Origin of the sequence: Paenibacillus sp. GCM10027628, from assembly GCF_042676385.1 — a bacterium.
Taxonomy (GTDB): Bacteria; Bacillota; Bacilli; order Paenibacillales; family NBRC-103111; genus Paenibacillus_E.
Window position 1 is genome coordinate 19315 of sequence record NZ_JBHTHA010000052.1, and the last position, 22743, is coordinate 42057.

26 protein-coding genes are annotated in these 22743 nt (G+C 46.6%); 16 read left to right on the top strand and 10 right to left on the bottom strand.

Going from position 1 to position 22743, the window contains the following annotated elements:
- The first annotated feature begins 158 nt into the window (after window positions 1–158).
- The 5 genes from ACFQZT_RS31390 to ACFQZT_RS31410 all read left to right on the top strand — a co-directional run bounded on the left by ACFQZT_RS31390 (window position 159) and on the right by ACFQZT_RS31410 (window position 3080).
- Complete coding sequence (locus ACFQZT_RS31390) at window positions 159–695, top strand: DUF4178 domain-containing protein (RefSeq protein WP_379306742.1); 537 nt, start codon at window positions 159–161, stop codon at window positions 693–695.
- A gap of 46 nt (window positions 696–741) precedes the next feature.
- Entirely contained in the window at window positions 742–1413 is a 672-nt protein-coding gene (locus ACFQZT_RS31395; RefSeq protein ID WP_379306744.1) for a DUF4247 domain-containing protein, read from the top strand.
- A 150-nt stretch (window positions 1414–1563) separates the two neighbouring features.
- Window positions 1564–2385, top strand: a complete 822-nt coding sequence (locus tag ACFQZT_RS31400) for a YitT family protein (RefSeq protein ID WP_379306746.1) — start codon at window positions 1564–1566, stop codon at window positions 2383–2385.
- Window positions 2386–2525: 140 nt separating this feature from the next.
- The gene (locus ACFQZT_RS31405) at window positions 2526–2720 is read left to right on the top strand and encodes a hypothetical protein (RefSeq protein WP_379306748.1); all 195 of its coding nucleotides are present in this window, start codon (window positions 2526–2528) and stop codon (window positions 2718–2720) included.
- A 117-nt stretch (window positions 2721–2837) separates the two neighbouring features.
- Window positions 2838–3080 carry a Sec-independent protein translocase subunit TatA/TatB gene (locus ACFQZT_RS31410; protein ID WP_379306750.1) on the top strand — a complete coding sequence of 81 codons (243 nt, stop codon included), beginning with the start codon at window positions 2838–2840 and terminating at the stop codon, window positions 3078–3080.
- Between the two features lie 49 nt (window positions 3081–3129).
- On the opposite strand, the gene ACFQZT_RS31415 is transcribed toward ACFQZT_RS31410, so the two are convergent.
- Window positions 3130–4287 (bottom strand): MFS transporter, encoded by a 1158-nt coding sequence (locus ACFQZT_RS31415; protein ID WP_379306752.1) that lies wholly within the window; start codon window positions 4285–4287, stop codon window positions 3130–3132.
- Window positions 4288–4408: 121 nt separating this feature from the next.
- On the opposite strand from ACFQZT_RS31415, the gene ACFQZT_RS31420 reads away from it, so the two are divergent.
- Window positions 4409–5593 carry a putative glycoside hydrolase gene (locus tag ACFQZT_RS31420; protein WP_379306754.1) on the top strand — a complete coding sequence of 395 codons (1185 nt, stop codon included), beginning with the start codon at window positions 4409–4411 and terminating at the stop codon, window positions 5591–5593.
- 30 nt (window positions 5594–5623) lie between these two features.
- Here the strand turns inward: ACFQZT_RS31420 and ACFQZT_RS31425 are convergent, their stop codons facing one another.
- Window positions 5624–5833 (bottom strand): DUF3906 family protein, encoded by a 210-nt coding sequence (locus tag ACFQZT_RS31425; RefSeq protein ID WP_379306756.1) that lies wholly within the window; start codon window positions 5831–5833, stop codon window positions 5624–5626.
- A 105-nt stretch (window positions 5834–5938) separates the two neighbouring features.
- On the opposite strand from ACFQZT_RS31425, the gene ACFQZT_RS31430 reads away from it, so the two are divergent.
- Window positions 5939–6892, top strand: a complete 954-nt coding sequence (locus tag ACFQZT_RS31430) for a D-2-hydroxyacid dehydrogenase (protein ID WP_379306758.1) — start codon at window positions 5939–5941, stop codon at window positions 6890–6892.
- Between the two features lie 61 nt (window positions 6893–6953).
- On the opposite strand, the gene serS is transcribed toward ACFQZT_RS31430, so the two are convergent.
- Entirely contained in the window at window positions 6954–8240 is a 1287-nt protein-coding gene (gene serS / locus ACFQZT_RS31435; protein ID WP_379306760.1) for a serine--tRNA ligase, read from the bottom strand.
- 82 nt (window positions 8241–8322) lie between these two features.
- On the opposite strand from serS, the gene ACFQZT_RS31440 reads away from it, so the two are divergent.
- Window positions 8323–8466 carry a hypothetical protein gene (locus ACFQZT_RS31440; RefSeq protein ID WP_379306762.1) on the top strand — a complete coding sequence of 48 codons (144 nt, stop codon included), beginning with the start codon at window positions 8323–8325 and terminating at the stop codon, window positions 8464–8466.
- 79 nt (window positions 8467–8545) lie between these two features.
- On the opposite strand, the gene pfkA is transcribed toward ACFQZT_RS31440, so the two are convergent.
- From pfkA to ACFQZT_RS31460, 4 genes are read right to left on the bottom strand one after another with little or no spacing between them, the layout of a single operon-like run.
- Window positions 8546–9514 (bottom strand): 6-phosphofructokinase, encoded by a 969-nt coding sequence (gene pfkA / locus ACFQZT_RS31445; protein ID WP_379306764.1) that lies wholly within the window; start codon window positions 9512–9514, stop codon window positions 8546–8548.
- A gap of 36 nt (window positions 9515–9550) precedes the next feature.
- Entirely contained in the window at window positions 9551–10576 is a 1026-nt protein-coding gene (locus tag ACFQZT_RS31450) for a tetraprenyl-beta-curcumene synthase family protein (protein ID WP_379307023.1), read from the bottom strand.
- A 31-nt stretch (window positions 10577–10607) separates the two neighbouring features.
- The gene (locus tag ACFQZT_RS31455; RefSeq protein ID WP_379306766.1) at window positions 10608–11234 is read right to left on the bottom strand and encodes a hypothetical protein; all 627 of its coding nucleotides are present in this window, start codon (window positions 11232–11234) and stop codon (window positions 10608–10610) included.
- Between the two features lie 51 nt (window positions 11235–11285).
- The gene (locus tag ACFQZT_RS31460) at window positions 11286–11600 is read right to left on the bottom strand and encodes a hypothetical protein (RefSeq protein ID WP_379306768.1); all 315 of its coding nucleotides are present in this window, start codon (window positions 11598–11600) and stop codon (window positions 11286–11288) included.
- Between the two features lie 204 nt (window positions 11601–11804).
- Here ACFQZT_RS31460 and ACFQZT_RS31465 point away from each other — a divergent pair, with 204 nt between their 5' ends.
- The 6 genes from ACFQZT_RS31465 (at window position 11805) to ACFQZT_RS31490 (ending at window position 18300) form a co-directional block, all read left to right on the top strand.
- Window positions 11805–13139, top strand: coding sequence for a multi antimicrobial extrusion protein MatE (locus ACFQZT_RS31465; protein ID WP_379306770.1), 1335 nt, complete (start codon window positions 11805–11807; stop codon window positions 13137–13139).
- A gap of 22 nt (window positions 13140–13161) precedes the next feature.
- Window positions 13162–14349, top strand: coding sequence for an MFS transporter (locus tag ACFQZT_RS31470; protein WP_379306772.1), 1188 nt, complete (start codon window positions 13162–13164; stop codon window positions 14347–14349).
- Between the two features lie 35 nt (window positions 14350–14384).
- The gene (locus ACFQZT_RS31475; RefSeq protein ID WP_379306774.1) at window positions 14385–15080 is read left to right on the top strand and encodes an ABC transporter ATP-binding protein; all 696 of its coding nucleotides are present in this window, start codon (window positions 14385–14387) and stop codon (window positions 15078–15080) included.
- A complete protein-coding gene (locus ACFQZT_RS31480) occupies window positions 15077–16429 on the top strand; it encodes an ABC transporter permease (RefSeq protein WP_379306776.1) in 1353 nt (450 codons plus the stop codon). The genes ACFQZT_RS31475 and ACFQZT_RS31480 overlap by 4 nt, the downstream gene beginning before the upstream one ends.
- Window positions 16430–16443: 14 nt before the next feature.
- A complete protein-coding gene (locus ACFQZT_RS31485) occupies window positions 16444–17541 on the top strand; it encodes an efflux RND transporter periplasmic adaptor subunit (RefSeq protein WP_379306778.1) in 1098 nt (365 codons plus the stop codon).
- Window positions 17542–17652: 111 nt separating this feature from the next.
- Window positions 17653–18300 (top strand): nitroreductase family protein, encoded by a 648-nt coding sequence (locus ACFQZT_RS31490; RefSeq protein WP_379306780.1) that lies wholly within the window; start codon window positions 17653–17655, stop codon window positions 18298–18300.
- A gap of 148 nt (window positions 18301–18448) precedes the next feature.
- Here the strand turns inward: ACFQZT_RS31490 and ACFQZT_RS31495 are convergent, their stop codons facing one another.
- Window positions 18449–18646, bottom strand: a complete 198-nt coding sequence (locus ACFQZT_RS31495) for a cold shock domain-containing protein (protein ID WP_188174947.1) — start codon at window positions 18644–18646, stop codon at window positions 18449–18451.
- A 127-nt stretch (window positions 18647–18773) separates the two neighbouring features.
- Entirely contained in the window at window positions 18774–19490 is a 717-nt protein-coding gene (locus tag ACFQZT_RS31500) for a class I SAM-dependent methyltransferase (protein ID WP_379306782.1), read from the bottom strand.
- A gap of 182 nt (window positions 19491–19672) precedes the next feature.
- On the opposite strand from ACFQZT_RS31500, the gene ACFQZT_RS31505 reads away from it, so the two are divergent.
- Together ACFQZT_RS31505 and ACFQZT_RS31510 are read left to right on the top strand one after the other, a co-directional pair.
- Window positions 19673–19906: a hypothetical protein gene (locus tag ACFQZT_RS31505; RefSeq protein WP_379306784.1), complete on the top strand. Its 234-nt coding sequence runs from the start codon at window positions 19673–19675 to the stop codon at window positions 19904–19906.
- 272 nt (window positions 19907–20178) lie between these two features.
- On the top strand, window positions 20179–21015 hold the full coding sequence (locus ACFQZT_RS31510) for a YjbE family putative metal transport protein (protein ID WP_379306786.1): 837 nt from the start codon (window positions 20179–20181) through the stop codon (window positions 21013–21015).
- Between the two features lie 19 nt (window positions 21016–21034).
- Here ACFQZT_RS31510 and ACFQZT_RS31515 read toward each other — a convergent pair whose 3' ends face one another.
- The gene (locus tag ACFQZT_RS31515) at window positions 21035–22717 is read right to left on the bottom strand and encodes a thiamine pyrophosphate-binding protein (RefSeq protein ID WP_379306788.1); all 1683 of its coding nucleotides are present in this window, start codon (window positions 22715–22717) and stop codon (window positions 21035–21037) included.
- Window positions 22718–22743 lie beyond the last annotated feature (26 nt).

Sequence of the window (22743 nt, forward strand, 5' to 3'; positions counted from 1 at the left end):
GAATGATCCAACTGGCCGCCCTTAAGAATATCTCGAATATTATAGCACAAGTCATACACACATTTCCAGAGGTTACTTTCCTGATGAGAACGAAACCTATCTGATTAGCGAAACGTATAAAGTAAAAGAACGACTAACGGAACAGAGGAGAGTTTTCTATGTCAATTTTTAAACGAGTCAGCAATATCCTACGCAGTCAAAAACAAGAACCGACTTCAGCTGCCGCAGGCAATCCGCTTGAGGAAGCCAAAGTGGGAGATATTGTGAATGTGGATTTAGAAGAATATGTTATTTCAGGTAAAGTGATTTATTTTGACCGCGGCTTCGCCCCCCATCGCTATGCTTATTATTTACAAAGCGGCAAAAACATTCAGTGTTTAATTGTAGAAAAAGGGCGAACCTATGACTGTTTCATCTGCAGCTTCATAGAAGGTGCCCTTGATGACCCGAACGACGTTCCATCCCGTTTGGAGCTTGATGGCGAGGTTACGTTCGAGCTTGAAAATTATCGCAATGATATGACCCGTACGGAAGGAAACACCGATTTCCGCAGCGGAGACGACGTGACATTCTGGCGTTATTTTGGTCCGGAAAACCGCTTTTTCTTCCTTCAATGGCAGGATGGCAAATTTGTAGCAATGGAAGGCGAGCGAACACCGGGCAATCAAATCAAATTTTTGAAATCGACGCACTAAACCGCCTATGGTATCATAAATGAAGTCTGGAAAGGAGGGATACCCGGTGAAAAAGTGGACATCTTGGCTTTCATTCCTATTGATCATTACCCTTCTGACCGCGTGCGGCGCAGATGCCGGCAGCTATGTGAAAAATCAATATCCTCTCGTTAGCGTAGACGGTAACGGCAGTAATTTATCTAAGGTTTATTCGGTAGAAGGCAAACCTGTACCAGCAGTTGCTGCAGAGTTGGCTGCGCAAGAATCTCCTAAAGAAAAAAGCAAGGAATCTGAAGATCAGATGTTCCTGCTATATAACGATAAAGTGATTAATATCCAAAAGGATCCAAAAGATAGCGGTAATACGCTCGTTCAGATCGATAGTATTCAATATGCGAAGAGCCATTACGATTCCTCATTCTTGCAAGGGTATTTGACAGCCACCATTCTTCAATCCATTTTCGGCGGCGGGTGGTTTAACAATCGAACCTCCTACGATTACAGGGGGTATACGCGAACCCCAGCTTATAACTCAGCACCAGCAACAGACACTTCGAATGATAAGAAGCCAACCACGTCTGATCGGACGGGAAGCTTTAAAACCGGCGCAGGCAGTCCTAATACAGGCAGCCCTTCGACGAATCGCAAAAATGATGGCTCCACTCAAAGCAAGATTACCAAGCCTTCAGGCAGTAAACCAAGCACCAGTACGCGTTCCGGCTCCTTTAAACGACGTTAACAGTCATTAGCTGTAGTTCATACTTATGAACTGCAGCTTTTTTTCAACCTCATCCCCTCTTAATTGAACGACGGTTAAATAGTTGTTGAACTTTTAGAAGAATGAATTATACTGGCATTATGCTGCATACTATTTTAGAGGTGATTGGGTTTGAAAAATGCGCTAGACGTTTTCGTAACTCTAGTTGGCGCACTGCTTGTGGCGGTTGGCTTCAACATGTTCTTGATTCCGCATCAACTTTTAAGCGGAGGCGTATCCGGAATCGCCATGATTATCGGTTATTTTACGAATTGGAACATCAGCTTTCTTTATTTGGTTTTCAATTTGCCTTTATTGTTTTGGGGATTGATCAAACTAGGTCGTAAATTCATTGTTATCAGTGTTCTTTCTGTCATCCTTACCGTTTGGCTGATGCAAGTCGTACCCACCACCTATGTCGCGCAAGCCCCGATTCTTGGCGCTGTTTTTGGCGGCGTGCTGATTGGTATCGGAAGCGGCATCACTTTAAGAATCGGCGGCTCCAGTGCCGGCTTTGACATTGTCGGATCCATCCTTACAAGAACATATGATTTTCCGCTTGGCACCGTCCTGTCCGCATTGAATGGCGTTGTCATCATTGCTCTCGGGTATTTTAAGCATGACTGGGATCTCGCTTTATATTCCATGTTAGCCATTTATATAAGCGGAAAAGTTGTCGATACGATACATATACGCCATGTTAAAGTTACGGCCTTCATCGTCACGAAGCAAAAGGATGAATTGCTGAAGAGATTGCTCCAGCATCCGCGCGGCGTCACTTTGGTGAAAACCGAAGGTGCCTTCACGAAACAACAACACGATATGCTGATGACGGTTACAACGAGATATGAGCTCGTAGAATTGAAACGTATTATTAAAGAACTTGATCCCAAAGCGTTCGTCAATATTGTGGAAACCGTAGGCGTGCTCGGTGAATTCCGCAAACTAAAATAATATCGGCGTGAAAAGCATGGAACCAGCCCCTTCTTTACGAGTCAAAATGTGATATAATAGGAATTGTAATTTCATATAGTTCTGGTTTTTCAGAGTGGTTCAGGCGTAAGTCTTTTTCTAATCTTATGATTGGAAGGGTGATGCTTGTGGAGACAGTCAAGTTATCCAGGATTGTGATGAAATTAACGCCAGAGTTATACCCTTTTCTGACCAGCTATGAGCTGGATTCCGAGATTGTCCTCCGTTATGGGTTAGAGGCGCTCGAAGCAGAAGATGTTATGGAAATTATCCAATTTAGTATTTCGGAACATCATAAAGACGCCTTTTATCATTAAAGGGCGTCTTTTTCTCTTGTTTTATTGGAAAGTTAATGGGTTTGTAATAATTAGGGTATATGGTTTATGATAAGATCATGGTATGATAGAATGAGATGAAATTATGGAGGTGCACGTATGGGACCTTTTTCCGCCTGGCACGTGATCTTGATTGCTGTCGTCGCACTGCTTCTCTTCGGGCCGAACAAACTGCCTGAGTTGGGTCGCGGTTTTGGTAAAATGTTTAGAGAGTTCAAAGATGCAACAACAGGAAATGGGCTTGCATCTTCCTCGGATGAACAGCCTGCTCGCAAAGAGATTAACCCGGCTGAAGTATCTAAAACAGAATCTAGTACAGAATCAGGACAAGTCCACAAGTAAGCAAAAACACCCGGCATTCTATGCTATCCGGGTGTTTTTTTGTTGATCGCTATAGGTTCTTTCGGCGCATGTACGCTTGGGTGCCAAGAAACAAACAAGCGGCTATGGATGCCATAATCGTTCCAAATACATACATACTTGAACCTCCCCAAGTATCGCTGAGCAAGCCCCCTACCGACCCGCCAATGATGCCTGCGAGCCCCAAGAATACCATCGCAAGAATCGACTGCCCCGTGGAGCCGAACTGTTCAGGCAGCAATCGCACCACATATTGCACGGAAACGATCCACATAACGGCAAAAGTGAACATCGCAGTCCCCTGCAAAGCAATAAGCATCCACGGATCGCTTATGAACGAATACAACAACCAACGAATCGCAAACAAGGAGGAAGCGATCCCCAGCAAAGTAAGTTCGTGATACCGATGCATGTATCTACTGAGCAAGGCAAATACGGGAATTTCGCTCATCGCAGCAATCGCCCATGCCCAACTAACCATCGAATCGCTAGCACCCAAATGGCTTAGATAAAGCCCTAGAAGAGCATCGTTCATCCGATGTGGAATCGAAATCATTAAGACCATAAACATGAACCATAAAAAGCCCTTGTTCTTGAAAATAATGCCAATCGCGCCCAGTGAAATGCGCTGTCCGCTGCCCTTCTCGTCTTTAATAAAAGCCAGCAGAATAAAAGGAAAAATCCAAAGCGCCCAATAAAAGTAAGGGATTCTTGCAACACCTCCCAGCTGTTCCAGCAGAAGTCCTGAAATCAAAGCAACGCTAGAAAAACCGATGGAACCCCATAACCGGACTGAGCCATAAGAGATACCTCGCTGAGCTGTAGATCTCACAACTAAATTGTCAATGAGCGGTATAGATGGCAGCAGGAAGAAATAAAGTAGCAATATGAATCCTAGCGTCCAGGCAAACCCGTTCGTTAAAAATAATCCGAAACTCCCCAGTAAAGAAAGTGCCCATAAGAGAAAAACAATTTTCTTAACTGTGTGAAAACGATCGCTCATGTAACCCCAGAACGGTTGTGCAAAAATGGACACAAAAGGGCCAATCATCATCAACAGACCGATATCCGCTGAGGAATATCCCTTCTGCTGCAAGTACAAGGGCAGATACGGCAGTAAAATCGCGCTAGATGCATAGTAAAAAAAGTTAACGCCTGATAAAGATGTAATTTGTTTGTCGAATTTCACAGACTTTTTCAACCTTTCTTCTACATCGCTCTACATTCCTCTACAAATTTCCTCTGTGCGTAATTCACAGCTTGCTTTATAATAAAAGCTAGAATCATAGATGGGAGAGGACTTATTCATCATGGAAATTTTACTGGCTTCATTAGCGATGATCTGGGGCAATGTCACTGCCGCTAACCCAGACGCTGACTTTGAACAATTGGTTCAAGCATCTTTAAATGCTAAAAACGCCGTTGTTCAGACCGTCCCCTCTCAAGGAACGGCTTCAATCGATCCTCTGGCTCCTGTAAACAAGCAAGATCCCCAGAAGGATGCGCCTAAAATCAAAGGCATTTATGCCACGGCTCATAGTGCCGGAGGCAGCCGCTTGAACACCCTTGTGAAGTTGCTTGACGACACGGAGCTTAATTCGCTCGTTATTGACGTTAAAGACGACTGGGGTTATATCACATGGGAAACAGGCAATCCTGAGCTTGATGCAATGGGCACAACACAAAAAATTATTGGCGATATGCCGGCATTGATGAACACTCTGAATGAACACAAGATCTATCCGATCGGACGGATTGTTGTATTCAAGGATACCGTACTCGCAAAAAAGAAACCGGAACTCTCCTTCGTGAACCCAGATGGTACGCTATGGGGGAACAGCAAAAATCCGCCGGATAGCTTCGTAAATCCGTATAACAAAGAAGTATGGGATTACAATATCGCCGTTGCGAAAGAAGCTGTCAAAGCCGGCTTTAAAGAAATCCAATTTGACTATGTCAGATTCCCGGAAGGCTTTGAAAAAAGGGCCGACATTCTCAAATATACGAAAGATGAGCGTACTCGTATTGAAGCCGTTGCTTCATTTGTCAAATATGCCAAGGAGCAATTGCAACCGCTTGGCGTTCGCGTGTCGGTAGATATTTTCGGGTATGCCGCTTCGGTTCCTGCTGCGGAAGGTATCGGTCAGGATTTTGAGAAAATCTCGCAAAACGTCGATGTCATTTGCCCGATGATTTACCCGAGCCATTACAGCACAGGCTGGTTTGGCGCAAAAGTACCTGATGCAGCCCCTTATAATACAATAAATGGCGCTTCAATTGACACCACCAAAAAATTAGCCGAGATCGATAAAAAAGGATTAAAACCAGTAGTTAGACCGTGGATTCAGGACTTTACGGCTTCTTGGGTACCAGGTTACATTAAGTACGGTAAACATGAGGTCGAAGAACAAATACGGGCACTGAAGGATAACGGTGTTGACGAGTTCCTATTATGGAATGCTAATAATAATTATACTCCTGATGTGAATTACTAATTGAGAAGACACCCTGAGGGCCTAGAGCACTCAGGGTGTTTTGGTTTCAATTACATAGCCTGAGCCTGCAAGAACGCGTTTCTTTTCTACTATGACAAGTTGGTTGACCTTCGGCTTCGCAATGAAGTGGCGCTCAAGATGCTCGTCTGCATATTGGAACGCTTTCTCATCCGATTCCGATAATACGATAAAATAAGCCGTCTGGTCCTCCAGCTCAATTTCAAGTCGGTACATAAACATTTTCATTTAACTCCTTATTTACATCAGATGTCGATTTGTTTATCATGTTACCAGAACGCGGCCTTACTTGTACACAAAAAGAAATGGATCGGAGTGAAGCCTATCATGAATATTGTTGCGATAACCGGTATGGATCTTTCCTATTTGCGTGACCATATGCCGCATGATCTGAAGGATCGTGTACAGTTTCACTGGTTCAAAAGTTCGGAAGAAGCTAAAGAGCAACTCCCGGAAGCACATGTAATCATAACGGCTGGCCGGATGAATCCGGATATTATGAAGCAGGCGGTGAATCTAAGATGGGTGCAAACTTTATCTGCAGGTGTCGATAAGCTGCCGCTTCAAGAGTTCGCAACGCGAGATATCGTATTGACCAATGCTAGAGGCGTACATACGATTCAGATGAGCGAATTTACGATCAGCCTAATGCTGCAATGGGTGCGGAAGTCAAATCAGCTCCATGACAACCAACAAAAACAAGTGTGGGATCATCAAGTGACTTTCGGCGAGTTGTATGGGAGAACGATCGGAATCGTCGGGGCCGGAGCGATAGGCGAAGCGGTAGCACGTAAAGCGAAGGCTTTTGATATGAATGTGATCGGATTGAATCGATCCGGCAGACCAGTGCCAGCATTTGACCTAACCGTAAGCGGCGAGGATGGACTTGCTCATCTGCTATCGCAAAGTGATTATGTCGTCCTCCTTTTACCCAGTACACCTGCAACACGCCGTTTCATAACCAAAGAGCATCTAGCTCTCTTAAAATCAAGCGCGTTCCTAATCAATTTAGCACGCGGTGACGTCATCGACGAGGAAGCGCTCATTGACGCACTGCAGAAGGAAAAGCTGGCTGGCGCTGCATTGGATGTATTCGAGCAGGAACCATTGCCGGCTGCATCACCCTTTTGGAGCATGAACAATGTGATCGTGACACCTCATATTGCCGGATCTTCCGCTCATTATACTGAACGTGCTTCTTCGATTGTTTATCATAACATTCGCGCATTGCTGGATGGCGGCGACATGATGAACCTCGTAAATATAGCTGAAGGGTATTAAACATAAAAAGCGTACCTCCATCTTCCCTTTTGGTTACAGGGAAGATAGAGATACGCTTCTTTTATTTGCTGCTGATTGAAGTCATGCCTTTCATGTAAGCTCGTAACGCTTTTGGAATGTAAATCGATCCATCGGATTGTTGATGGTTCTCCAAAAGCGGAATCAGAATACGAGGTGTTGCTACAGCCGTATTGTTCAGTGTATAGCAATACTGCAAACCGTTCTCAGGGTGGGCGTATCGAATCCCGCTCCGCCTGGCCTGAAAATCCAGCAAGCTTGACGATGAATGTGTTTCGCCATAGCTATTACGGCTAGGCATCCACGTCTCAATATCGTATTGTTTATAGTTTTTAGCCCCCATGTCTCCGGCACACACAGCAACTACGCGATAGGGAAGTTCCAGCAGTTCCAAAATGCGTTCTGCATTTCGTGTAATTTCTTCCAGCATTTGCTCGGCCATAACGGGATCGTTCTCGCATAGAATCACCTGCTCTACTTTCGCAAATTGGTGCACGCGATATAACCCACGAACATCTCTGCCCGCCGAGCCCGCTTCCTTACGGAAGCAGTTTGATACACCCGCCAGACGAATCGGCCCTTTTGACAAATCGACGACTTCGTTCGCATAATAGGAAACAATCGGGCCTTCCGACGTGCCGACTAACCACTTGCTTTCATCTGCCAGTTCATAGGTTTGATCCTTGCCAGCAGGGAAAAAAGCCGCATTGGTGAGCGTTTCTTCGCGAACCATTAATGGAACATCCATCACCGTAAAGCCTCGATCCGCTAACAGATCGATGGCCAACTGCTGAACGGCTCTGTGCAGATAGACTCCCATTCCTTTCAGGTAGTAGTTGCGGGTACCTGCCACTTTCACGCCTCGAGGGATATCGATCAAGTCCAGTTCCTCTCCGAGTTGTACATGATCGCGCGGTTCAAATTCGAAACATGTGGGTTCGCCTACGGTTTTCATCACCATATTATCCGCATCAGTTGCGCCTGACGGCGTTTCCGGCGAAACCAGATTGGGAACTTCAAGCATTAGCTCTTGAAAGTGAGCTTCCTGCGCTCGGAACTCATCTTCGCGCTCATTGAGCGCAGCATTGCACTGACGAACTTGATCCTTCTTATTTTCTGCCTCTTGGATCTGCTTCTGCGAGATGAACCGGGCAATCTCGGCGGATGCGCGGTTGCGCTCCGTCCGCAGCTCATCCACTCGCTGCAGTAATCCCCTTCTCTTCTCATCGGCCTCCAGAAGTTTTTCAATCGAAAAACCATGAAGCCCCTTTTGCCTGGCTGCCTGCACAACTTGATCTTGATGGCTGCGAATCCATTTGATGTCCAGCATAATCCGTCACCGCTCCTCTTCTTTTTTTGAAAAAGACAAAGAACGCTCCTCTCCGATTGGGACGAGGAGCGTTCTGCTCGCGGTGCCACCCAACTTGATGGATCAACATAAGTTCATCCATCCGCTTGGTTCCGCGATAACGGGCGGTGCCGGCTTATTTAGAGACAGGCGATACCTGCTTGCCTATCCGATCATGAGCGTCTCCGAGTTGGAAGCTCTTCATTGACATGATGTCGCTGTAATCATTGTCCTGCTATTATATCTAAAGCAAACCGTAAGGTCAACACTACTTGGCAGCTTTAGGCTTATTGTGATAAGCGTTGAGCCAATTCGTACAATTCGGAATTAAATGCGCGCTTTGTATTCACAACCAAGTCAATATCCGTTGCCACTAATTCACCTTTGATCACGCCGCATGCTTTGGATGAGTCGCCTTCCATCAATTTGCGGACAGCAAAATCGCCTAGACGGCTAGCCAAAATGCGGTCGTTATGCGTAGGTGTGCCTCCGCGTTGGATATGACCCAGTACGGTAACACGAGGCTCGATGCCGTTGCGCTCCGTAATTTGTTTGGCGATTCCTTCCCCGGTACCTGCTCCTTCAGCCACGAGTATAATACTGTGACGCTTTCCATGGGAAAAGTTTTCTTTCATACGATTAGCGACTTCGTCGATGTTAACCGGCATTTCCGGAACGATAATCGTCTCCGCTCCGCTGGCCAATCCAGCATAAAGAGCGATTTCGCCACAGTGACGGCCCATAACTTCTACGACGGAAGAACGCTCGTGGGATGTCATCGTATCGCGGAGCTTGTTGATGGCATCAACAACGATGCTAACGGCAGTGTCGAATCCAATGGTAAAGTCGGTGAACGGAATGTCATTATCAATCGTCCCGGGAAGGCCCATCGTCTTAATGCCCAGCTTGCTCAGCTTATTGGCACCTTGATAAGAGCCGTCTCCGCCGATGACGACCAATCCGTCAATCCCGCGCTTACGCAAGTTTTCCGCGCCGATCTGTTGGCCTTCCAGCGTCAAAAACTCTTTGCATCGTGCCGTTTGCAGTACCGTACCCCCACGCTGAATGATGTCCCCTACGCTGCGCAAGTCCATTTGCCGGATATCGTCGTTAATCAAACCATGATATCCTCGTTGCACCGCGTATACTTCAAGACCGTGGTATAATGCACTCCTTACAACGGCACGAACAGCTGCGTTCATTCCTTGAGAATCGCCACCACTTGTTAATACGGCAATTGATTTTACTGCTGACATTTCTCTCTTCCTCCTCCAAGTTCTCCTAAGTAGAATTCATGATGTTGTTCTAATGTACATGCTATTTATCCAGAAAAACAACCGGGTTAGTGGACTATTTTTCATTAGACGTCTCGATATTTGTTTGACTTGCTGCTGATGATTGACTTTAGGATCAGATAAATATAAAGCAAGCAAACCCTCAATTATCATACGATGAAATCGAGGATGTTCCAAGCATAAAATTTTCTCGCGAGCTTCCTGCGCAATGAAAGCGATTCGCTGAACCGTCTCTTCCATGTTGTCGTAATAGCTGCAGAAGTTGAGATCCCCGCCGATCAAATCTTCTTCCTGATCGATCAAATAATCAAGCAAAATATGCAATCCGCAAACATAAGGAAAGTATGCTTCATGTATATGCGCTACCTGCTCCTCCTGCAATTGGGGCTCACAAGCAGCCAAGAAAAGCATGAACATCCCAAGTGTGGATCCCGTAGCCGCGGCGAACTCGTTCCAACTTAGTTGCTTATATCGGCTCTGATGCTTGTCCCACCACTCCTGCAATTCAGGTTCGCGCAGATCCTTACGAATATGCTTGTACACCTGTAAATCGCAGTACAATGAGACTAATTCACGTACCTGGTCTGCTACCAATGCATAGGAAGGCAACAAAAAAATACAAGATTGGCACGTTTTGACGAGTTCGCTTAAATAGTTACCGTCGTCCTTTTCCTGCCTGTAAGCGTAATAATCGTGCAAAGGCGCTGACGGATCTACGGCATCCAGCATCGATTGATGGAGTTGGCGAAAATCCTGCGGATCCAGCGAAGTGCTGCGATCGCACAGATTATCCAAATAATCGCTAATCGTTTGGAATGCGACAATTAGCGGAATTAACACATGGCGCATCGACAAATTAGCAGCAGCATACACGGCGCCGCCTTGGCAGTGAAATTGTTTGGTTGCGATGCTGGCTAACGCTTGTGTACGGAGTTCGTCATCCGGGATACGCTCCGCCGCTGCTTTCCAAAGAGAAAGCTGACTGTCAACTTCCGGCAATATATACCGGTATACCCTTTGCATAAGTCTGAAAGGTCCTTGTGGAACTTTTGCGCTACTTCTGTCCAATTGCTTCAAGCAAACTTCCTCCACAACTTTGTTCATAGCAATGCTGCAATAAAAGCTGCATTTCGTATCGCTGAATGTGCCTTAGCCAATTCTCAACCATGGGATTTTGAATATGGGACACTTGCAATTCCACCGCATCAACGAACACGCATGGGTTCCAAACCGGCGAAGTTATCAGCACCTCCAACTTGCTGTGGAGCGCTTCGTTCTCTAGTTCGGCTAAATCTTTGACAGTCAAATAATTTCGGACGCATTGGATTAAATTGGAAAAAATAGGGTGAGGACCAACATCGTTAAACCAGTACTTCGCATTACTGTAATCGCCCTCCATCCGGTGCATTAACGCGTGCCAATAGCTGCCGGATGCGTTGGTAATTTCCTGGGCAATATCGTGAGATTTGTCCAGGCTTTCATTTAATAAAAAAAGGCCGGCTTTAATCGCCATCCCGTATGGCTCTTGCTCTTTGCTTCCTTGGGTAAGGTTCTCCAATAATAGCGCTTCAATACGTGCATCCATCGTTGTATCCCATTCTTCAAACGGGTACAAAGAAGGCAGATGCTCCAGCAGCGGCTTCGCAATTGCTTCCAACCAACCATCCTTGTTGCTATGCATGCCAGTCACTCCCAATCTTAAATAAAGTTGACGCCCAGTATGCAGCTGATATTAATGGTGAACCTTGGATTCCAAGTCTTGATTTACACGGAACCATAAATGAAGGTCGTTAATCGTACTCGCCAAATCGGCGATTTCAGAATTCAGTTGGCATGATGTCGGAAAATCATCTTCGCGATCAAGCTGATTCTGCTTCACAATGATGACCGATTCCAGTTTTAATATCCGATCGGGTATCACACCGCGAATTTGTTCCCATTGTAATAAAATATGAGCGCGTACGTCGGAAGAGTAGCTCTCCCACTCCTCCTCAAGCTTCGGAATCTCGATTCCTAATCTGTCATCATATCGAAAATAGCAGCTCATCTTCAGGTCTACCTCCTTGCAGGAAAAACTTGCTGCGGTTTGGTTTAATATGAATAAGAGTTTACCTCTTAAAGAAATATTCTAACTTTAAATGTATCACTTCAACCCTTAGGTTTCCAGTTAAAATTGTATGTCAACATGATTTCATTTTCTGGTATACTTAAATAACGTTTTAGAAAGGATGCTATGGTTAGGAGAGATAAGATGTCCGCATCGATGCAAAAGGAAACCATCACTTGGAAACAGCTCTGCCTCTTTTTTCTGCCTCTTGGCCTTTCTGCAACCTTAGTTACGCTCTCACACGTTATTATTAACAGTACGCTTGCTAGAGCTGCCAATCCAGAAATCGTCATCGCTACATATGCCCTGCCGCTGAGCCTGCTTGGTTTAACGGAGAAACCGGTTGTGCTGCTCAGACAAACGTGTTCGGCTTTGGTCCGAGACCGCATATCGTTTCGCGCGATGGGAGTCGTAAGCTCCTACGTATTTGCAAGTATCATCATCATAGGCCTTATCCTTTGTTACACACCTATTGGGGAATGGGTGTTTCTTTATTTTTTTGGTGTTGAACGCGATTTGTTGGCGGCTACGATTAGCGTTTATCAAATTCTGATGTATGTCAGCATATTCTCGGGGCTGCGCTGTCTATTTCACGGCATCATTATATTTAATATGCGGACGAAGTGGTTGACGATCGGGATGTGTATCCGGCTTATCGCTATGTACTTGTTATCTTTATACTTTATTTCGACGAATCATGTCTCCAGCGGTAAAGTCGGGGCCGTCATTTTCCTCGTCGGGATGATCATCGAAGCGGCTGTGGCCATTTGGGAAGGCACATCATTATTACGAAAAGTTATTCCCGAGAAGGCGCCGGATCATCCGATTGAAACGAAAAAGCAAATTTTCAGCTTTTATAAACCGCTGCTCTATTCATCGGTCATTGCAGTCATTATCGGCCCTTCTATTAATGCCATGCTAGGGAAAACAACGCATATTCATTTGGCGATCGCTTCGTTTGCCATTGCCGGCAGCCTAACTCAGCTCGTCATGAGCTTTTTTTCCTATATCCATCAGATTGTACTGAATTTTTACCGGAAGGACCCGGGAACGGTGTTCCGCTTTTCCCTTCTCCTCAGTTTTATCCCGGGATCTCTAATCGCGATTCTTGGTTATACGTCGCTGGGACCGTTATTCATGACCCATGTGATGGGGGTTAATGCCGATCTCATGAAAGCTAGTTTAAGTACCTTGCGGATTTTCATGGTCATGACCATCGTATTTCCTTGGCTGGATTATTTGAACGGGATTATTATGCTCAGAGGTCAGACGAAAGTGATGGTTGCATCGCAATCTGCAAACGCATTTATAACCTTAATTACCTTAATTACCGCCATTTTGCTAGTACCTAATTGGAATGGAATGATTGGCGCATTAGCGCAATCGATCGGCATGCTGGCTGAGCTGCTTGTTGTCTTCAATGTCCTGCAAAAGACAGCCAATCACCTTGAACAAAATTTTGCTGCAAAAAATATGTGATGAAATCGAGTGATGAGTGTCCATGCAAACGTCTAATCCTATGAAGTCCCATGATTTGCTTTTGAAATTGTTCACGTTTTCCTTTTACATGACGATGGGCATTGTCGTCACATTTTTTCCGTTATATTTTGACTATAAGGGGTACTCCAAAATCCAAATTGGTCTGCTCTACTCGATCGGACCGCTCATCGGGATCGCAACGAACTTGCTCTGGGGATTCCTAAGCGACCGCTATCAGACGGTTAAGAAAATCATGATTATCCTCATTCTGGGCCAACTGGTTACGTCCATTCTCGTATTCACTTCAGGATGGTTCTCACTGTTGTACATATGCCTGGCCATGTTTTTCTTTTTCCAGCAGCCTGTGAATTCCTTGAATGACAGTCAACTGATGCTGAATGTCAGCATGAGCGGCAAAAGTTATGCGTCATTCCGGATTTGGGGTTCCATCGGTTTCGCCGTTTCAGCCGGGGGGTTCGGTATGCTGCTCAGACACTACGGTTCGGGATTGACCCCCGTACTGTGTCTTTTCACGATTTGCTGCTCATTGGTGCTCGCCTTTCTGCTCAAAGATGCCCGTAAAGGCGGTAAGAAGATGGAGTTCGGCGGGATGCTGAGTATTATTCGCACCAAGAAGTTCATCTGGTTCATTGTCCTCATTATCATCATGGCCGTTTCTCATCGCTTCAACGACGGCTTCCTGGCGCTGTATATGAGACAGCTTGGCGCTTCAGATTCCTTAATCGGCTACGCTTGGATGACATCTGCACTCAGTGAAATTCCTGTGTTTTTCTTTCTCAGCAAGTACGGACATCGATTTAAGGAATTGCCGCTGCTTGCATTTGCAGGGATCGCATATACGGTTCGTTTCTTAATCATGGGCTTCATTCATGATCCGAGTTGGATCATACTCGTTCAGATGATGCACAGTGTGACATTCGGAATCTTCTTATTTACGGCGATTCGTTATATCGGTCACCTCATTCCTGATGAATATCGCTCTTCGGGCCAAGCTATTTTTGCGGTGGCCTGGTCAAGCGTAGCCGGGTTAATCAGCGGGACGATCGGCGGCTGGGTGTTCGATTTATGGGGCGGAAGTTCTGTGTATTTCATTGGATCAGGCTTGGCACTCCTTGCAGCCATAGGATTTCTGGGAACCCACCTGCTGCAAGACGATGACAGTCTACCCAGTGGCAAAATGAATTCGTAACTAGCAACAATCTCTAAAATGAAAGGGATGATCGTGTGTTATCTGTCGAACGGTTGTCTCACAGCTTCCGCACAGGCATTGAAGATACGCCCGTTCTTCACGAGCTTAATTTTCGGGTCGAGCAAGGCGAAATGGTTGCCCTGCTCGGCAGTTCCGGCTCCGGGAAGTCAACTTTATTGAATTTAATGGCTGGCTTGATGAAGCCGACCCGAGGAAGCATCCTCATTGCCGGTCAGGCAATTGAGCAAATGAACGAAAATCGGCTGGCTGAATTTCGCCGGACGAACATTGGGTTCATTTTCCAATCCTATGAATTAATCCCTCATTTAACCGTACGGGAAAACGTCGAGTTACCGCTTGTATTTCAAAGTAAAAGCAGCAAAGAACGGAAAGAAAGAGCCATGGCACTTCTTCAACAGGTAGGGATCGGAGATAAATCGGAGCTCTTCCCCGCTCAGTTGTCAGGCGGACAGCAGCAGCGGGTAAGTATTGCGCGATCCTTAATCACTAAGCCCGCCATCGTGTTTGCAGACGAGCCGACAGGTAACCTGGACACGAAGACGGAGAAAGAAATCATTGATCTGCTCATCGATTTGAATCAGAATTCGGGGATTACTTTCGTGATTGTGACTCATGAGCATGAGGTCGCCTGTCGGACACAGCGCATCTTGCAGCTTCGTGACGGTTATTTGCTTGAAGATAGCGGAAGTCAGGAAGGTGCGGCAGGATGAAGTTCAAAGATTATATTCGTCTCAGCTGGGATCAGCTGCAGCGCCGGAAAGTCGTAACAGCCCTTTGTACCGTCGGTATTGCCATCGGCTCGGCTTCCATCATGGTCGCGCTTGGATTCGGCGAATCCATCCAGCACTACAGTCAGAAACAAATGAGCTATTATTTAAAGACGGATGAAATTACGATTCAAGATCAAACAGGGGATCCAAACGGTTTAGGCAAGATAACATCCGCCAAGCTGGATCTTATCCGAACGTTTCCCTACGTAAAATCCGTTGCAAGTTTTCAGGATTTGCAGGAATTTAACTTCACTGTTGATGACGGCAAGCAAAGTTATGTACATCTGATAGCTACGGAGCTAGCGACAGTTGAAGAATTCGACTCCAAATTCCAGCAAGGCGGCAGCAATGAGCGCGATAACAGCATTGTTCTGGCGTACGGGGCTACGATGGGTGTCATCGATGAAAAAACAGGGCAGGTACGCAATAAACTCATGCAGCAAAACCCGACGAAAGAAATGTCGGATACAATCAACAAGATGAATGCCATTCCTTACCCGCTTTATCAGAAACAACTGCTGCTGAAACCAATGGGTTTCCAAGATCGTGGCGCGACGACGACGGAAAATGCGACAAAGCAACAAGCAGAGATCCCCGTTCGTGTCGTCGGCGTACTGAAGAAGCCGGAAGGCTTGCCGGACACCATGGTCCTAAACAATAAAACGGCCTATGTCTCTCCGGAGATGGGGCGCAAAATTCTGGAGCTTACGAATAAAGCTGCCGGGTCTAACCAGGTTGTTTATTCTTCCGTTAGAGTGAAAGTCGACAGCAGCGCTCACGTTAAACAAGTGGAAGAGCTCATTAAGAAGCTGCATCTGACCACGCAATCCAATTTATATCAAGAAGACCGCATGAAAGGCGAATTCGCGATTGTCCGTTTACTCTTGACCGGTGTCGGTCTCTTTGTACTTTTCGTAGCGTCGATCTCCATTGTAGTCGCAATGACGATGTCCACCCATCAGCGGCGCAGGCAAATCGGGATTATGAAAGTGCTTGGCGCGAACTTAAAACAAATCCGGAACATGTTTATCGTGGAGTCGTCGCTGCTTGGCATGTTGGGAGGACTAGTCGGCATCCTGCTTTCCTACTGGGTAATATGGGGAATCAATATAATCATCATTAAATTCGGTTCCAATAATAGCGGAGAAAATGCCGAGATTTTATTTATCAGCTTATGGATCCTGCCCGTAGGCATGTTTTTCGCAGTTATGACCGGTGTTCTTTCCGGACTCTACCCAGCAATTAAAGCATCCAGAACAGATGCATTAACGGCGATAAAACGAGAATAGGAGTATAAACAGCAATGAAGAAAAAGAAGACATGGGCGCTAATCGCGACTACTGTTGTTGTCTGCAGCACTAGCAGCTTCCTTTACATATCCAGTCATCCCAAACAGGTGCGCAATCATGAGGCGAATGCTGCCGGAACCGCCTTGCAATTCAAAGTAACGCAAGAAGATCTCGTTAGCAGCATTGAGGTGAAGGGAAAGTCTTCTTACCAAAAAGAGACCCGCATCTATGCGCCCTTTAGCGGTGAAATTAAAAAGTGGAACGTCGTGGAAGGATCTCAGGTTAAAAAAGGGGAGCTGATGTTTGAGCTTGATGCAACTCCCTTAAAAAGCGAGATCGCCAACCAGCAAACCAGTCTCAAAAAACAAAAGTTAGAAGCTGATCTGGCTAATTTCAAAGCCTCCGGGGCGACGATTGACCCCGTTCTTGCAGGAAGTTCCTCTGTAAGCGAGGCGGATGCCAGACAACGTTTCGCCGATACCGAAGGCCGTAAAATTCAGGAGCAGTTAAATGCAGTAAACAATGAATCTACGGAACTCCAGCTAGCGAAAAAGCAAGAAAAAGTCGAGCAAGCCGCCTTCACGGCGCCTGAAGACGGCATATTTTTATTTGAGGATTCCGCCAAAATCCCTCAGTCTGTGGAGGAAAGCGTACGCATTGGCAAAATTGTAGATTTAACGAAGCTTCAGCTTGTTAGTACCGTTGGTGAATTTGACGTTTTTAGGATTAAGCCCGATATGCCCGTTCAAGTAAAAGTCGATGCCCTGAAGCAGATGAAGCTCCAAGGCAAAGTCGAAAAAGTGTCCAAGTTCGCCAAGTCCGGCACCGATCAAGGATCGGGCTCCGCGCAGTTCGAAGTTACGATATCCTTAGAGCCTAACGCGCAATTAATTGCCGGACTCAGCCTCTCGGGCACGATAGAAACAGATAAAAAATCGGGTGCCATCGTAGTTCCGACATTAGCTGTGTTGCACGAAAAAGACGCTTATTACGTCATGCTGCAAACTCCTCAAGGTTTAGAACGCCGCGATATCGAGATCGGTCTGGAAACTCCGGAGAAAACCGAGGTCCTCAAAGGACTGAACGTTGGCGATACGGTTGTGCTGCAGTAGCAACTGGCATATAATAAGATAAAGTCTTAGAACCAAGTAATAATAAGGTTGTTTATAAAGACTTGCAGCATTGACATAAACTGAGAAGTAAAGGCAGGTTACATGTTTCTTATGAACTATGAAGAATTTAAGACGATTGTACTCGAGCGTCGAAGCGTTCGGAAATTTACGGAGCAGGAGGTTTCAGCCAACGATATCCGCGAGATCATCGACTGTGCCCGATACGCCCCAAGCGATACGAACTCCCAAACATGGCAGTTTATTGCGATAAGAAATAAAGAGAAAATTAAACATATCGAGCAAATGACCTGGGATCAACTTCATCTCAGAGCAGCTGCGGCGGAGGAAAAAGGTCTATCCAGAGAAGCCCGTTTGCTGGTAAAATCGTTCGGTCCTTACGCGACAGCTTTTTCAGACGCTCCGGTACTGATTATTTGCTTGGCCACTCCGTACGCATCCAAATTCCGTGAGCGCATTTTCGATCCGATCGCGCTTGTGGATGAGCATGTTTGGGCCGAAGAAGGCATCAAGAGTTCATGCCTGGCTTCCCAAAACTTGATGCTGGCAGCACATGCCAGAGGCTTGGCCACTTGTCCGATGACAGGGCCTGTCCTACTCGCGCAAGATCAAATTCGCGAATATCTGGCGATCCCGGAAGAGTGTCAGATTAATATGGTGATTGCACTCGGACACCCGCAAGAACGCCCGGGTAAATTAGCCCGTAAAGAAATTGATGAGATTCTGCAATTTATCGACTAATAGGATGAGAAAGGAGCTACCCGAGGGAAGCTCCTTTTCGCTTTCAATTATCGGCACAAAGCAAAAAAGACAGCTCCGAGTTACCCCGGATCCGTCTTTTGTTGTTTGTGCTATGACACTCTATTTATAAGTGGGTAGACCCAATTTCTTATAATTTGGTGACGTTAGCTGCTTGAGGGCCGCGGTTACCTTGAGTAATATCGAACTCAACTTCTTGGCCTTCTTCTAATGTTTTGAATCCTTCGCCTTGGATTGCGGAGAAGTGAACGAATACATCGTCTCCACCATCAACTTGAATGAATCCGTAGCCTTTTTCTGCGTTAAACCATTTAACTGTACCTTTCAAATGAACAACCTCCTAAAAATATCGCCATCTGTGGCGAATACCAAAATTATATCACCATCAGCTGTATAAATCAACTTGCAAAACCATGTCTTTCCGGTAAAAAACAGTTATAATTGACGGTTTGGGATCATGCACAAATGGACTTGGAAATGACCAAAAATTGCTCTGAATTCGGCAAAAACGGTAAATTCGCCTTACTTTTTCGAACCAAATACCCAGATGATGTTAATTCATCCAATAATTCTTGCAATCTGCAATATTCCACTGTTCGGAAGTTCAGCAGCGGATAAATCCGAACTTCGCCTCCTGTTTTACAGACGCGCAGCAGCTCACGAACAGACGCTAAGTGGAACCCATAATCAAACTGTTCTTCATATAAGAAGAGGAAATGGCTGCAAAGCACTAGATCAAACGAATTATCTGCAAAAGGGAGATTAGGCAGTATTGATGTATGATACCTGACCCGAGCGTCAGGGCTAGCGAAATCTTCTGAAAAGAGCCGAAGCCCTTCCACTCGACCTGCCCGGTGCTTCTCGACAGATCCATAAAACTCCCAGTTATACACATCAACAAGCTTCTCCATCTTGGCGGCGACAACTTCAATCTCCTGCATGCCATGTTCCGTTATTTCTTCTACAGACTTGCTGTACAACGGATCGGCCGCTTCCGAAAGCACACCCTTCCGCCTGGCTTCCGCCGTGAACGACGATGCGCCGCCTGCCACATCCAGTACTCGCTTTCCCTGCAATTCCTTGTCATTTAGCAGAAACATTCTCTCGTACTCCGCGTACGATCTGGAGGTCATTGCGACCCCAACCTGCTCGTAAATTCGCTTTTGCTCCATACTCATCTCTCCTCTTCTCGGCTCAACTCATTCTGGGCTAAAAACCTGGCCTCCATTCCCTCTGGAAAGGATTAGGAGGATTTTACCATCATTTTATGCTTGCCGCAACCATCGTTTCTTGATTTCAAAGTGACCATGCGGTATGATGACATCAACTGAATCAATAGGGAGCAGCAGCGGATATGATAAAAAAACATACCATTTACAAAAAAGACAAATGGAACATGATGAATGTCGAGGTTCACGGCACCAAAATCGTACTGACGGAAATTTCCGATCAGTGGGGGGAAGAATGCCACACGTTCATCGGCAGACCGGCGATGATGCAGTGGGCGAAGGAAAAATTCCCGAAAGAAACTTTTTCCGGTACGGAAGAAGAGTGGCAAGCCATCATGGATGCTTTTAACGAAGTCTAGGCATTTTTTCTTTAGGCTTGACTTTAGAATTGTTTTGTTCTTATAATTAAAACATAAATGCATAGTTTTCACTCCAAAGGGGAGTAGCTGTCACAGTAAAGTCGTCAATTCGGATCCTCATCAGGTCCCGGCTTTATTGGCAACGAACACGTTGTTAGCAAGACCTTTGCCAATTTTTATTGGTGAAGGTCTTTTTTGATGAAATAGAGCCTTCACCGGTCTACGGTGCTGGGCTCTATTTTTTTTCAAAAAAGTTTAAAGGAGTGTTAGGTATGGATTGGTTGTCAACCGGTTTTTTTGTCTCATTACTCAGTATCATCCTCATTGACTTGGTGCTTGCGGGGGATAACGCGATTGTTATTGGCATGGCTGCACGAAATCTAAAAAAAGAGACACAGAAGCAGGTTATTTTATGGGGAACTGTCGGAGCCATTATTATTCGTGCGCTTGCTACGCTCATCGTCGTAAGTTTGCTTAAAATTCCCGGACTTTTACTGGCAGGCGGATTACTGCTCATCTGGATTTCCTATAAACTACTTACGGATAAAAAAAATCACGATAATATTGAAGCCAAAGACAGTATGTGGGCGGCCATCCGGACGATCATTATTGCCGATGCCGTCATGGGGCTCGATAACGTGATTGCCGTAGCCGGCGCCGCGCATGGTGAGTTCTTGCTCGTCATTGTCGGTCTCTTAGTCAGTGTCCCTATTGTCGTTTGGGGAAGTACATTGTTTATTAAGTGGATTGAAAAATACCCGTCGATCATCTATATCGGATCCGGCGTTCTTGTATTAACCGCCGGAAAAATGATTACAGGCGAAAAATTCCTTAAGCCTTTCTTCGAATCCAATCCGGTTGCCAAATGGCTGTTGATTGGCATACTCATTGTCGCGGTATTAGCCGCCGGCAAGTGGATGAAAACGGTCGGTTACCTGGTCGAGGTCGGAGAACGCGGACAATTGACCTTACCGAAAGAATTAAGCGATGAAGCGCAAATAGAGCCCGAAGACCGGTTTACGGTCAAAACGGACTCCCGCGGCAAATTGATGCTGGTTAAAGTCGAAGACGGTGAAGATCCGGACGGTACTATGCAGAACGCAGGCTAATTGAAAGCAGCCGGGCGACCTATATTTTCGTATGTGGAACCATGGCAGCCTGCACCGTTACTTCGAGTATGCATGGCTTGCGTTGCCCCAGCGCCTCTCGAAGCTCTTGCTCAAACTCACCAGCAGAAACCGCTTTGCGTCCAATACCGCCGCAAGCTTGAGCGATAAGAGCAAAGTCGGGGTTTACAAGCTCGCTGCCCAATGTCTGCATACCGCTGGCCAGCATGCGATTCTTTTCCATGGCGTAGGATTCATTGTTCATGATGATCATCACAATCGGCAGCCCAAGCTGCACAGCGGTCTGGAATTCCATGAGCGTCTGCACGCTACCCCCATCGCCGGCCAAAGCGATGACCTGGCGCTCGGGGTATTCCAGCTGCGCTGCAATGGCAGCGGGCAAGGCGAAGCCGAGTGTCCGCCAGCGGCCAGAGATCAGGATCTCCTGCCGCTTGGCTTGGAAGATACGGTTGAACCACAGCGTGTGGTCACCGGTATCCACCGCGACGATCGCGTCCGGGGCGAGCTGGCCCGACAGCTCGCGAATCACGCGCTGCGGCGCGAGCGGGCTTGCGTTCGAGCCTGCTTCCTGCTCGATACGCGCCTTCCAGCCGCCGGCGACTTCCGCGATACGCTGCTTCCAGGCGGCACGGTCTTTCGGCTTCGCCGATACGAGCTCGAACAATCGCGGGACGATTTGCGCCAAATCGCCCACAATGCCGAGCTCTAGGCCATGCTCAATCCCCATATTCCCGGGGGATTGATCGATCTGCAAGATGCGCGCTTGCGTTGGCGCATAATCGTCCGGCCACCACGTGCCGCCGAGCACGAGGATCAAATCGCTCTCGGCGAGTAAGACGCTGGATGCTTCGCTCCCCGCTTGTCCGAGACCGCCCGCATACTGGGCGTGATCGTTGGGAAACAGGGACCGCGCCGTATACGTGGTCACTACAGCAGCTTGCACATTTTCCGCAAGCTGCCTTATTTTATCGGCAGCTGAGAATGCCCCTCTTCCTATGAGCAGAGACGGCTTCAGCGACTTTGCAAGCTGCTCGGCTGCCTGTTGAATCAGCTCTTCCGGTGTCAGCCGCTTCTGATGCAAATGTTGAGGATAGGCTCGCACTGTTCCCTGAACCGGCAATTGAAACATATCTTTCGGGATACTTAAGTGAGTTACTTCACCATTCATCTTCGACTTCACGAAAAAATTTTGCAATAGTTCGGGAAGCGCATCCGGATGTGCGAGCAATTCCGATGTAGAGGCTATTGGATGAATCAACTGCTGTTGATTGATGTATTGCTTCGCGTGAGTGCCGATAGAAGCCGTCGCTACCTGCCCGGTTAGTACAATTACGCCGGCATGATCCATCGCCGCATCTGCCAAACCGTTCAGCAAATTGGCAATTCCCGGCCCGCTTGTTGCCATACATACCGCGACCCAGCCGGTTAGCTTCGCTTCTGCCGAAGCCATCAATGCTGCGCTGCATTCATGCTTGCAGGCGACGTAGGCGATCTTGTTCTGTTTAGCCAAAGCATCCAATACATATAAATTAGCGTCACCAATCACGCCATAAATTCTTTTGACTCCCCATACGGATAGCTGCTCAAGAATAAATTGAGCTACCGTGAGACCGTCTGTTGGCTGGGATTGCCCGCTGTTTACGGGCTTTTTCGCAACAGGATCCGCAATCATCTGTGTCGTCATGCTTGCCTCCCTTTCGGCTTTTATTG

Coding starts and splice junctions, on each gene's coding strand:
- ACFQZT_RS31470 (WP_379306772.1), top strand. CDS start 13,162: ATGCAAACGTCTAATCCTATGAAGTCCCATGATTTGCTTTTGAAATTG.
- serS (WP_379306760.1), bottom strand. CDS start 8,240: ATGCTGGACATCAAATGGATTCGCAGCCATCAAGATCAAGTTGTGCAG.
- ACFQZT_RS31510 (WP_379306786.1), top strand. CDS start 20,179: ATGGATTGGTTGTCAACCGGTTTTTTTGTCTCATTACTCAGTATCATC.
- pfkA (WP_379306764.1), bottom strand. CDS start 9,514: ATGTCAGCAGTAAAATCAATTGCCGTATTAACAAGTGGTGGCGATTCT.
- ACFQZT_RS31460 (WP_379306768.1), bottom strand. CDS start 11,600: ATGAGCTGCTATTTTCGATATGATGACAGATTAGGAATCGAGATTCCG.
- ACFQZT_RS31515 (WP_379306788.1), bottom strand. CDS start 22,717: ATGACGACACAGATGATTGCGGATCCTGTTGCGAAAAAGCCCGTAAAC.
- ACFQZT_RS31420 (WP_379306754.1), top strand. CDS start 4,409: ATGGAAATTTTACTGGCTTCATTAGCGATGATCTGGGGCAATGTCACT.
- ACFQZT_RS31465 (WP_379306770.1), top strand. CDS start 11,805: ATGTCCGCATCGATGCAAAAGGAAACCATCACTTGGAAACAGCTCTGC.
- ACFQZT_RS31425 (WP_379306756.1), bottom strand. CDS start 5,833: ATGTTTATGTACCGACTTGAAATTGAGCTGGAGGACCAGACGGCTTAT.
- ACFQZT_RS31450 (WP_379307023.1), bottom strand. CDS start 10,576: ATGCAAAGGGTATACCGGTATATATTGCCGGAAGTTGACAGTCAGCTT.
- ACFQZT_RS31485 (WP_379306778.1), top strand. CDS start 16,444: ATGAAGAAAAAGAAGACATGGGCGCTAATCGCGACTACTGTTGTTGTC.
- ACFQZT_RS31390 (WP_379306742.1), top strand. CDS start 159: ATGTCAATTTTTAAACGAGTCAGCAATATCCTACGCAGTCAAAAACAA.
- ACFQZT_RS31410 (WP_379306750.1), top strand. CDS start 2,838: ATGGGACCTTTTTCCGCCTGGCACGTGATCTTGATTGCTGTCGTCGCA.
- ACFQZT_RS31490 (WP_379306780.1), top strand. CDS start 17,653: ATGAACTATGAAGAATTTAAGACGATTGTACTCGAGCGTCGAAGCGTT.
- ACFQZT_RS31505 (WP_379306784.1), top strand. CDS start 19,673: ATGATAAAAAAACATACCATTTACAAAAAAGACAAATGGAACATGATG.
- ACFQZT_RS31455 (WP_379306766.1), bottom strand. CDS start 11,234: ATGCATAGCAACAAGGATGGTTGGTTGGAAGCAATTGCGAAGCCGCTG.
- ACFQZT_RS31430 (WP_379306758.1), top strand. CDS start 5,939: ATGAATATTGTTGCGATAACCGGTATGGATCTTTCCTATTTGCGTGAC.
- ACFQZT_RS31480 (WP_379306776.1), top strand. CDS start 15,077: ATGAAGTTCAAAGATTATATTCGTCTCAGCTGGGATCAGCTGCAGCGC.
- ACFQZT_RS31500 (WP_379306782.1), bottom strand. CDS start 19,490: ATGGAGCAAAAGCGAATTTACGAGCAGGTTGGGGTCGCAATGACCTCC.
- ACFQZT_RS31405 (WP_379306748.1), top strand. CDS start 2,526: ATGCTTGTGGAGACAGTCAAGTTATCCAGGATTGTGATGAAATTAACG.